Genomic DNA, 11,234 nt, shown 5'->3' on the forward strand with positions numbered 1-11,234 from the left:
CTATGTTTTTCAAAGAAGTTAAAAATTGGAATACACGTTATGCTCAGCTTGCCGATGACACGCAAAACAACTTACTAAAAGAGTTTTATTTATCTACATTTAGTGATGCTAGCGCTTCTGTAAAAGACATTCCTTTTGTTGCATTAGATTTTGAAACAACAGGGCTTAATAGTAAAACAGATGATATTGTGAGTGTGGGGTTAGTGCCATTCACATTGGCGCGAATATACTGTAAACAGAGTAAACATTGGGTTGTTCAGCCAAGACGAAACCTAAGTGAATCATCTATTGTGATCCACGGTATTACTCATAACGATGTTGATAACGCGCCTGACTTTGACAACATTATAGCCCCTTTACTTGATGCTTTGCGTTCTAAGGTAATAGTTGTTCACTATGCGGCAATCGAACGTGGCTTTTTTAATAGTGCCTTATTATTGCGATTAAAAGAGCATATTGAGTTTATGGTTGTAGATACCATGGAACTTGAGCGAAGAGCGCTCAAAGCAAAACAAGGCTTAATAGGGCAGCTATTTAACACTAAACTGGGATCGCTAAGGCTAAATGACTGTCGTAAACGTTATTCTCTACCTGCTTATGAAGGGCATCATGCGTTAACCGATGCGCTTGCAACCGCTGAGCTTTTACAAGCTCAATTGCGTCATCATTACACAGAAGAAACACCGTTGTGCACTATATGGAGCTGAACACATATAAATAAAAAACGCCGCAAAAATGCGGCGTTTTTTATTGTTGTTAATTTATTACTTAACTGGGCGAGGCTCAGTTCTTAAACCCAATACTAAGCTCACACACATAAGTAAAAGCACAAACGTAAATGGTAAACCTGTTGACACAGCACCCGCTTGTAAAGCTTCAATGGCTTGTGTTCCGCCAATCCAAAGTAGCGCAGCAGCAATAGCGCCCTCAACTGTAGCCCAAAATATACGCTGGGGAACGGGAGCGTCAATCTTACCACCGGCTGTAATAGAATCGATTACTAACGACCCAGAGTCTGACGAGGTAATAAAAAACACAAGTACAAGAACAATCGCAATAAACGATAAAATATTTGAAAGCGGCAGTTCATCCAGCATATGAAACATTGCTAAAGGGACTTCAGTTAAGCCATTAAGCCCAAGCGCGCCAACACCATTGATAATTTGATCAATTGCAATACCACCGTAGATAGACATCCACAATACCGTTACTAAAGTTGGAATAAGTAATACAGCGATTAAGAATTCACGAATAGTGCGTCCGCGTGAAACACGAGCTATAAACATACCAACAAACGGTGACCACGAAATCCACCATGCCCAGTAAAATACAGTCCAACCGTGCATCCATGTTTCGTCTTCACGGCCGTGTGGGTTACTCAAAGGGATAATGTTTTCTACATACCCCATTACTGTATTTGGAACATTCCCCATAGCTACAGCAAAACCAACTAGGCAAACAAACAACAGTAATACAAACGCTATCAGCATGTTTATATTACTTAATAGCTTTACACCGCCATCAATGCCGCGAACAACGGATATAACGGCTAATAAAGTAACCCCTACAATAACTAAAATTTGCGAGCCAATACCGCCTTCTAAACCAAATACATGGTTAATCCCCGCTGAGGCTTGCTGCGCACCTAAACCTAATGAAGTTGCTAACCCAAATAAAGTAGCCAAAACAGCCAAAATATCAATAATATGACCCGGCCATCCCCACGCTTTATCACCTAAAATCGGATAAAAAATCGAACGGATTGAAAGCGGGAGCCCCTTATTGTAAGCAAAAAAAGCCAAAGATAAACTAACCACTGCATAAATTGCCCACGGATGAAGACCCCAGTGGAACATGGTTGCGCCCATGGCTAATTTTGCAGCTTCTGGTGTGTTTGCTGCAACGTTTAATGGTGTTTCGTACCAGCCAGTATAATAAGCAACAGGTTCTGCTACACCCCAAAACATAAGGCCGATACCCATACCAGCGGCAAATAACATTGCAAGCCATGAAAGGCGAGTATGAGAGGGTTTAGCTTCACTTCCTCCCAAGCGTATATTTCCGTATGGAGATACAATAAGCGCTAAACAGAAAACGACGAAAAAGTTAGCAGCCCACATAAATAGCGCATCAAAGTTATTAATAATATCGAATTTAATAGTATCGAGCGCAGTTTTAGCTGTTTGTGGCTCGGTGACAAGCAAGGCAACTAAAAATAAAATAATAAGACCCGCACTAATCCCAAAAACAGGGTTATGAATATCAAACCCCCACTTTTGGACGTTATCCTGTCCTACAGTGTAATCTGTATTATCAATACTATATTTGTCATGATTTTCCTTCATGCAATACCTCTTTTGTAATTATAAATAACTGGTTATCCAGCCGCCCATTAAATACATTAGTCTATATACTGAGAATAAAAAATAATTTGAAGACTAACTATTTATTTTTCTATCTTACAGATGATACGCAGCTACATAAACGATAAAAGTAACAAATAGTTAAAATAGCGTGTTTTAAGGGTAATGTTAGCCATAAAAGTAGCTTTTTAAAAAATTAATAGTAGGTAGATAAAAACTATAAGCTTAGAACTTAAACTATAATTAAAATAATTATTTATAGACCAAGCAGTCTAGTAAGTTGAAGAAGAAAATGAACCTAACGGGGTGGTGGAAGTTTATACACTGCATAAAACTTATGCAGTGTATACGTTAGTGCTTATTTTTTACCTGTGTAAGCGTCGTTGTGTACGCCCGCTGCACGACCTGAAGGGTCGGCATTATTTTGGAACGATTCATCCCAAGCAAGTGCTTCTGGTGTTGAGCAAGCGACTGACTTACCGTGTGGTACACACTTAGCCGAGGCGTCACCTGGGAAGTGCGACTCAAAAATAGCACGGTAGTAATAAGCTTCTTTTGAATCAGGGGTATTAATAGGGTATTTGAACTTAGCGTTAGCGAGGTCTTGATCGCTTACTTGCTCTTCAACATACTCTTTTAATGTGTCTATCCAACTGTAGCCAACACCATCAGAAAACTGTTCTTTTTGGCGCCATAAAACTTCATCAGGTAGGTAACCACCAAAGCCTTCACGTAAAATATGCTTTTCAATTTTGCCATCTTTACACATTTTAGCTTCAGGATTGATGCGCATAGCAACATCAACAAATTCTTTGTCTAAGAATGGTACGCGGGCTTCAACACCCCATGCGGCCATTGACTTATTAGCGCGCAGGCAGTCAAACATATGAAGTTTAGATACTTTACGGTTTAGTTCTTCATGAAACTCTTGTGCATTTGGCGCTTTATGGAAGTATAAGTAACCACCAAATAATTCATCTGCACCCTCACCAGAAAGAACCATTTTAATACCCATGGCTTTAATTTGACGAGCCATTAAATACATAGGGGTTGATGCACGAATAGTGGTTACATCATAAGTTTCTATGTGGTAAATAACTTCACGAAGCGCATCAATACCTTCTTGAATAGTAAAAATGATAGGGTGGTGCACTGTCCCAATCATGTCTGCTACCTTTTGAGCTGCCGCTAAATCGGGTGAACCCTCAAGACCCACTGAAAACGAGTGAAGCTTAGGCCACCAAGCATCACTTTCGTCGTTATCTTCAATACGTTTAGCTGCAAAACGCTGTGTGATAGCAGAAATTACCGATGAGTCTAATCCACCAGATAGTAATACACCGTAAGGTACATCACACATAAGTTGGCGTTTAACGGCTGCCTCTAGTGCGTCTTTCACATCTGATGATTCTGCACTGTTATCTTTCACTGCGTCGAATGTTTGCCAATCGCGTTTATAATACGGCTTTAATTCACCATCTTTACTGTAAAGGTAATGACCAGGAGGAAATTCTTCAATATGTTTACAAATTGGAGAAAGTGCTTTTAGCTCAGATGCAACATAAAAGTTACCGTGCTCATCGTGGCCAGTGTATAGCGGTATAATACCAATGTGATCGCGACCAATTAAGTAGGCGTCATTCTCTTCATCGTATAAGCAAAATGCAAAAATACCGTTCAAGTCATCTAAAAACTCAGGACCTTTTTGTTTATACAGCGCTAATATTACTTCACAGTCAGACTGTGTCTGAAAGGTAAAATCAGTGTCTAAGTTTGCAGCTAACTCTTTGTGATTATATATTTCCCCGTTTACCGCTAAAATATGCGTTTTTTCAGGGTTGTATAAAGGTTGCGCACCACTAGATACGCCAACAATTGCAAGACGTTCGTGAACTAAAATTGCTTTTTCAGACGCGTAAACACCAGACCAATCTGGGCCTCGGTGTCGTAGTAATTTTGACATTTCAATTGCTTGAGTTCGCAATTGAGCGGGATCAGATTTAATATCTAATACCCCAAAGATTGAACACATAGTAACTCCTCATTCCTATTATGTGTGCAGATCAGCCACTTTGCTGAACTGCGAACCCTTGTTTTATCAGAAATATTTACTCAAGTCACATAGCTTTTGCAATTAATTAAGAATAATTTATGCACCAATGTTTAAGTGACCGCACCTTGTTGGTGAACAAGGAGTAACTATGATTATTTTTGCATCAATTCCATTGTTCAAACTCTGTACTATTAGTGAGTTATCCAAGTGAGCTTGCTTTACAGACGGCTCGTTTTTGTAACACAGTGGTGCAATAAGCAACTGCTAATTAGTTAATGTTCAACGTAACTAATTATTGCTTAACGTTTGCTTTTAAGTGCAATTTTTAACTGGTTTAAATGACCGTCGAGCTTTTGTCTGGCTTGTAATGCTTGCTTAAACGTCACATATTCAAATTCAATTGTATCTAGTGGTCTGTATTGCGCAAATTGATGAAAATCTGCTTCAATTACGGTGCCTAATAAGGGGTAACCCCCCGTTGTTTGCGCATCGTTTAACAAAACAATGGGTTCTCCATTTGGTGGAAGTTGAATGCTTCCGGGGCTCACAGCAAGAGAAGGCAATGAGTGTGAGTGGGTTAAAGAATAATTATCACTTTGAAGCCTAACACCCATACGGTTACTATTGTGACTCACTTTAAACGACGACTGAGTAAACCCATTAATGATCTGTTTTGAGAAAAGCTTTGCATGTGGGCTTGGGTATACGCGAACAATTTTACGTTTTGGCGGCATAAGTGCACCGCATTGAGTAAATTCTGATTGGTAAGGGGTTATTTTAATAGTGTCACCGGCTATGAGCGATTTGCCATTTAGTCCGCCAAAACCAGCATTTAAGTCAGTTGCTTTAGAGTTCATAACAACCGGGCTTTGAATACCACCTTTAACGGCAATGTAGGCTCTTAATCCTGCTCTGCCGGTTGAAAATTTTAGCACCTGTTTTTGTTTAATATTATATGTCCAACCTGGGTAAATCGGTTTTTCATCAAGTGTTGCATTTAAATCAGCACCAAATAAGGCAATAACAGTGTTGCATTCAAACGCAAGTTCGCACAAGCCAACGGTTACCTCAAGAACAGCGGCGTTTTTATCATTATTTAAAAGGCAGTTTGCTATGGTTTGTGCGTAAGGGTCTAAGCTGCCAGACTGGCTAACGCCTAAATGGCGGTACCCGTTACGTCCAAAATCCTGGATGCTCAGTAATGGGCCACTTTTAATAACTTTAATCATTATTTATATCCCCACAGATACAGGTATAAATTCAAGCGTGTCACCAGGCTGTATTAAGCATGGGCTTTTTTGCGTTGCATCAAATAATGGTATGTCAGTTCGGCCAATAATATGCCAGCCACCAGGCGAATCTGCCGGGTAAATGGCTGTTTGGTCAGCACCAATAGCGACAGACCCTTTAGGTACTTTAAGACGAGGTTCTGAGCGTCTTGGTGTAAAAAGTTGCTTGTTTAGTCCATTTAAGTATGCAAAACCAGGTTGAAACCCCAAAAATAAAACAGCGTACTGGGGCTCACTGTGAAGGTTAATGACGTCATCAATGCTTAAACTATGAAAATTTGCCACGTAGTTTAAGTCTTCGCCGTTATAATGCGTTTTGATTTTGTGGTGTTTAGCTACGAACTCATTAGGTTTAATGTTATTCCAAATATCTGGTAATTGCTCAAGCCATTTAGCTAACTCAATATCTTGCTTTAAATATAAAGTGAGTGAGTTCATACCGGGTACAATATCAATAAATGAATTATCTTTTTTACAGTGATTTGCTAAAGACCAAATTTTTTTTTGAATACTGAGTGTTCCGCTAGTGCTTAAGTGAGAGGCATCAAGCAATAAGCTATTGTTTGATATGGCGTAAACGTGAGGATTTTGCATTAGTAAAACCTAATTCGAACATCATTAAGCAAACCTATCACATATTTAATTAATTATTTATACCCTTGAGACCAACACAGAACATTTATGCAAAATTGTTAACACACTTAAATTTAAATCTTATTGTCAATTAGATTTAAAAGTAAACTTTATATGTTTAGCCTCGTAATAAATAAGCACGACGTTTGAAATAATAATTAAATTTAAATGGTCTTAATTAGTACGGACTTGTTTAGAGGTACATTATGAATTATCAGCATTTATTATATTTATCGGGCGCTGCAATTATATTTAGCGCAGGCGCGTTTGCTTTATCGATGGAAAAGGTCGAACAAAGCGATGTAGCAGCCAGTATGCATGTAGAAAGCCTTGTATTAGGATCGGGGTGTTTTTGGGGCGCAGAAAAACGCTATGAAGCGCTAGATGGAGTAATCGATGCAGAATCTGGTTATGCAGATGGCAATGGGTTTGAGGCTACTTACAAAAACATTACTAAGCAATCACGCCGCTTTGACGAAAACAATTACGCTGAAGTAGTGAAAGTGACTTACAACAGCAATATTATTTCTGCGCAAGAGTTACTTAAAAATTACTTTGAAAGTCACGACCCTACTCAGTTAAACAAACAAGGTAATGACATTGGTACGCAATATCGATCTATTATATTAACGAGCAACGATGCGCAAAAAGACACAGCTTTAAAGGTTAAAGCGCAATACCAACAATTATTAACCAATGCTGGGTATGGAAATATAGTCACCGTTATCAAGCCACTTGAGGGCTTTGTAGCTGCTGAAGAATACCACCAAAATTATTTGCAAAAAAATCCTAATGGTTATTGCCCTGATCATTCTACTGGTGTGGTTTTTGAACCAGTACCAGTTAAAACGAAAGACAACACTGCATTATTAGTGGGTAAACAAATAGTGATAATAGACTCTCGAGACTATTGCCCTTACTGCGAGAAGTTTAAAAAAGAGGTGGCAAATCACTACAAAGGCACCATCCCTTTGTCATTTAGATACGCAGATCAATTAGACGGGTTAATCATTAAATCAGCGACATGGGCAACACCCACAATTCTATTTTTAGAAAATGGTGAAGAAGTATATGGTCGCCAAGGCTACGCAAGCCGTGAGACATTTTACAAAGCTTTAGGTGCATTTAAATTAGGAGACAGTGAAGCTTATAAGGTTGCATTTAATGCCAAAACAGATCGCCCATATTGTAAAGAATATAAAATATTTAAAAACACACCCGATGGCACCTTTGTCGATAAGCTCAGTGGTGAGGCTTTATTTGACACTCGAGATCGTTTTAATTCTGGTACAGGTTGGCTGTCGTTTACGCACCCTGTTAAAAACAGTGTAACCGAACACGAGGACAATAGTTGGGGCATGCAACGCATAGAATTAAGGTCTAAAAGCACAGGTATTCACCTGGGGCATTTATTTCCGGGTGAGGGGCCTAGAGGAAAAAATAGATATTGTATAAACGCAACCGTATTAGACTTTGTCCCTCGAGATAATAGCTAATACCCATATAAACCTATCGGTCTATAATTGGTGTTTCGACTAGTAAAGAAACAAGTACAAAAAAGCCCTCATAATTGAGGGCTTTATAAATATTTACTAAGTGGTGCACTTTTGTTGAAAAATAAAACAGCCCAAACTAAGTCACCACCTAATTTGAACTGCTTTTCACACTGACAACATCTTCACACACAATAAAGATTCGTTTACTGCCAAAAGCAGATTTTTATATTATGTGGCCGTTGGAGAGAATAAAAACAGCCCAAACTAAGTCACCACCTAATTTGAACTGCTTTTCACACTGACAACATCTTCACACACAATAAAGACTCGTTTACTGCCAAAAGCAGATTTTAATATTATGTGGCCGTTGGAGAGAATAAAAACAGCCCAAACTAAGTCACCACCTAACTTGAACTGTTTTTCACACTGACAACATCTTCACACACAATATAAAGATTCTTTTATACATTTATTTGAGTCATAAAAACTAAATTGGTTTCAAACTTAGTTATTTAAATAAAAACTCAATTAGTCATTAAATGTTTTCGTTAAATAAACTTTATGTTGTTTCCTAAATTCAAACAAACGATAAAAATAAAACTGATAAGTGAAAAAATTTAAACCATAAAATTAAATAACAAAAAAGCCAACTCATTGATAATAAGTTGGCTTTTTCATTAATTTAATGTGAATTTTTTATGATTTATACAGTAAATAAATTAACTAAGTGTGAACTAAAAATTATTGTTCTTGGGTTTTTCTAAAAGTATCAACTACCCATTTAGCAAACAGATCAAGAGGGTGGTTGGCTACATTTGAGTCGTGTTGAACCAAATAATATTTATCTTTAGTCGTTAATGGCTGTTCAAACAATTTATATAACCATTGCTCGTCTAACCAGCTTTGGCTTATAGGTAGAGGAATAAGTGCAATCCCCATACCTTGCTGTGCGGCACGTGCAACACCAAACATACTATCTATCTGAATAATTTGCGTAGGCGAAAAATCATCTATGCCCACTTTTTCAGCCCACTGGTGCCATGCCCAAGGGCGTGCTTTGTGTAAAATTAGTGGTACTTGGTTTAGTGCTTGTAAATCGTTGTTTTTCCACTGTTCAAGTAATTTTTTATTACATGCAGGAATGTATTCTAAATTAAATAGCTCAGTGACTGCGCCCTCAGTTGGCTTACTTGACGAAAGCACAATAGACAAATCACTATGGCGGGTAAGTTCTTTACGTGTTTTGAGCGTGTCCATTTGCAAATTAATATTAGGATGCTGAGTGGTCCATTCGCTTAATTTTGGCATCAGCAATTCACTGGCAAAAAACTCGGGTAAAGTAATCGTGATATTTGTGTTTTGTTGTAATTGACTAAACTCATTAATGGTACCTTCTAACATAGTAATGATAGGGGAGATCGCATCAAAAAAGTTTTTTCCAGCCGTAGTTAGGCTAATCGAACGTGTTTTACGATGAAACAGCTCTATACCAAGTTGTTCTTCTAGTTGTTTTATTTGGTGGCTTACCGCCGACGGTGTTAAGTACAGCTCATTGGCTGCATGCTTAAAACTTAGGCTTCTTGCTGCAAAGCAAAAAGAACGAAGACCACGAATAGGTGTTTGCATGTTTTCCAGTGTTTAAATGTTTAGATTACCTGTACAGGCAAATATCGATCCAAATGTTATTATTCAATACTATCAATAACTTAATTTTATTGATAGGGCAGCTTCACAATTTTGGTGCATCATAACAACAAATTAGTGCAATAGCTCTAGCTAAATAACACAGTATTTATGCATCTATTATAGATAATAATTTATTAAGCGTGTATTAATTAACCATAAAAATAGTATTGAAAGCAAAAAAAATCCCTCTTACGAGGGATTTTGGGTAACTCAGCGCCATTGGCACTGGGAATGAGGTCGGTACAGGGTAAAGTTAACTATATAATAATCTTATAAAACCATTTCTGGTACTTCACCGTCAACAAGTAATTTACCTGCTGTTTTGCTAATAATTTCATCTACAGATACACCAGGTGCACGCTCTATTAAATGAAATGCGCCGTCTTTAACTTCTAAAACGGCTAAATCTGTTACTATTTTCTTTACGCAATTTACACCGGTAAGCGGTAAACTACATGCTTCAAGAAGCTTAGATTCACCATGCTTACTGGCATGGGTCATTGTAACAATTATATTTTTTGCGCCAGCAACTAAGTCCATTGCGCCGCCCATGCCTTTAATAAGCTTTTTGGGGATCATCCATGACGCGATGTTACCGTTCTGGTCAACTTCAAAAGCACCAAGAACTGTTAAGTCTACATGACCACCCCGTATCATGGCAAAACTATCTGCACTATTAAATATGGCAGCACCTGTGGCTGCTGTCACGGTTTCTTTACCCGCGTTAATCATATCAGCATCAAGCTCAGCTTTAGTTGGGTATTGCCCCATACCTAATAGGCCATTTTCTGACTGTAGCATAACTTCAATATCATCAGGTACATAGTTTGCGACGAGTGTCGGAATTCCTATGCCCAAATTAACGTAGTAACCATCTTGTAGTTCTTGCGCAACGCGCATTGCAACTTGTTCACGTGATAATGCCATTACTTTGCTCCTGCTTAATCTCGTGTTGTTACACGTTCAATGCGTTTTTCAAAGTTACCTTTAATCACGCGATTTACATAAATGCCAGGGGTGTGGATTTGGCTTGGTTCAAGTTCACCCGGCTCGACGATTTCTTCAACTTCTGCCACAGTAATTTTTCCTGCTGTTGCAGCCATTGGGTTAAAGTTCATTGCTGTGTGTCTAAATACCAGGTTTCCATACCGGTCAGCCTTCCACGCTTTCACAATGGCAAATTCACCCGTGATAGACTCTTCTAAAATGTAAGGGCGACCATCAAATTCTTTTACATCTTTACCCTCTGCAACGGGCGTACCGTAACCTGTAGCGGTATAAAATGCGGGAATACCGGCACCACCAGCGCGCATTTTTTCTGCAAGTGTTCCTTGTGGCGTAAGCTCAACATCTATTTCGCCATTTAATAATTGCTGCTCAAATAGGGCGTTTTCTCCAACATACGAGGCAATTACTTTTTTTATTTGTTTATCTTGCAATAAAATACCTAAACCAAAATCATCAACACCGCAGTTGTTAGATACAACGGTTAACTCTTTTGTGTTCATCTTTTTAATTTGCTTTATTAAACCTTCAGGTATTCCACATAAACCAAAACCACCGGCAATAATGGTATCACCGTCTTTCAACCCTTCCATTGCAGCTTCGTAGCTTGAAACCACCTTATCAAAACCGGCCATGAGTCTCTCCTCATTGTGTGCTAAATTTTGTTAACTATTTACCTTCGTTTTACACTTACTTAAGTAATATATAG

At 38.4% G+C, this 11,234-nt stretch carries 9 protein-coding genes; 2 read left to right on the plus strand and 7 right to left on the minus strand.

Features of this window, described 5'->3' with window-relative positions:
* The first annotated feature begins 2 nt into the window (after positions 1–2).
* Entirely contained in the window at positions 3–707 is a 705-nt protein-coding gene (locus MTF67_RS13350) for a 3'-5' exonuclease (RefSeq protein ID WP_248519783.1), read from the plus strand.
* Between the two features lie 57 nt (positions 708–764).
* Here MTF67_RS13350 and MTF67_RS13355 read toward each other — a convergent pair whose 3' ends face one another.
* From MTF67_RS13355 to pxpB, 4 genes are all read right to left on the minus strand, one after another.
* Positions 765–2,345: a BCCT family transporter gene (locus tag MTF67_RS13355; protein WP_006794177.1), complete on the minus strand. Its 1,581-nt coding sequence runs from the start codon at positions 2,343–2,345 to the stop codon at positions 765–767.
* A 376-nt stretch (positions 2,346–2,721) separates the two neighbouring features.
* Positions 2,722–4,395 carry an asparagine synthase B gene (asnB, locus tag MTF67_RS13360; RefSeq protein ID WP_039036927.1) on the minus strand — a complete coding sequence of 558 codons (1,674 nt, stop codon included), beginning with the start codon at positions 4,393–4,395 and terminating at the stop codon, positions 2,722–2,724.
* A gap of 320 nt (positions 4,396–4,715) precedes the next feature.
* Positions 4,716–5,645 carry a biotin-dependent carboxyltransferase family protein gene (locus MTF67_RS13365; protein ID WP_248519784.1) on the minus strand — a complete coding sequence of 310 codons (930 nt, stop codon included), beginning with the start codon at positions 5,643–5,645 and terminating at the stop codon, positions 4,716–4,718.
* 3 nt (positions 5,646–5,648) lie between these two features.
* Positions 5,649–6,299, minus strand: a complete 651-nt coding sequence (pxpB, locus tag MTF67_RS13370; RefSeq protein WP_248519785.1) for a 5-oxoprolinase subunit PxpB — start codon at positions 6,297–6,299, stop codon at positions 5,649–5,651.
* A gap of 245 nt (positions 6,300–6,544) precedes the next feature.
* Between pxpB and msrA the strand changes: the two genes are divergently transcribed.
* Complete coding sequence (gene msrA / locus MTF67_RS13375; protein WP_248519786.1) at positions 6,545–7,834, plus strand: peptide-methionine (S)-S-oxide reductase MsrA; 1,290 nt, start codon at positions 6,545–6,547, stop codon at positions 7,832–7,834.
* A 741-nt stretch (positions 7,835–8,575) separates the two neighbouring features.
* Here the strand turns inward: msrA and MTF67_RS13380 are convergent.
* The 3 genes from MTF67_RS13380 to MTF67_RS13390 all read right to left on the minus strand — a co-directional run bounded on the left by MTF67_RS13380 (position 8,576) and on the right by MTF67_RS13390 (position 11,160).
* Positions 8,576–9,460, minus strand: a complete 885-nt coding sequence (locus tag MTF67_RS13380) for a LysR family transcriptional regulator (protein ID WP_006794182.1) — start codon at positions 9,458–9,460, stop codon at positions 8,576–8,578.
* Positions 9,461–9,790: 330 nt separating this feature from the next.
* Entirely contained in the window at positions 9,791–10,447 is a 657-nt protein-coding gene (locus MTF67_RS13385; RefSeq protein WP_006794183.1) for a 3-oxoacid CoA-transferase subunit B, read from the minus strand.
* Between the two features lie 14 nt (positions 10,448–10,461).
* Positions 10,462–11,160, minus strand: coding sequence for a CoA transferase subunit A (locus MTF67_RS13390; protein ID WP_006794184.1), 699 nt, complete (start codon positions 11,158–11,160; stop codon positions 10,462–10,464).
* Positions 11,161–11,234 lie beyond the last annotated feature (74 nt).

The organism is Pseudoalteromonas sp. 2CM32C, assembly GCF_023161925.1.
Lineage (GTDB): Bacteria > Pseudomonadota > Gammaproteobacteria > Enterobacterales > Alteromonadaceae > Pseudoalteromonas > Pseudoalteromonas marina.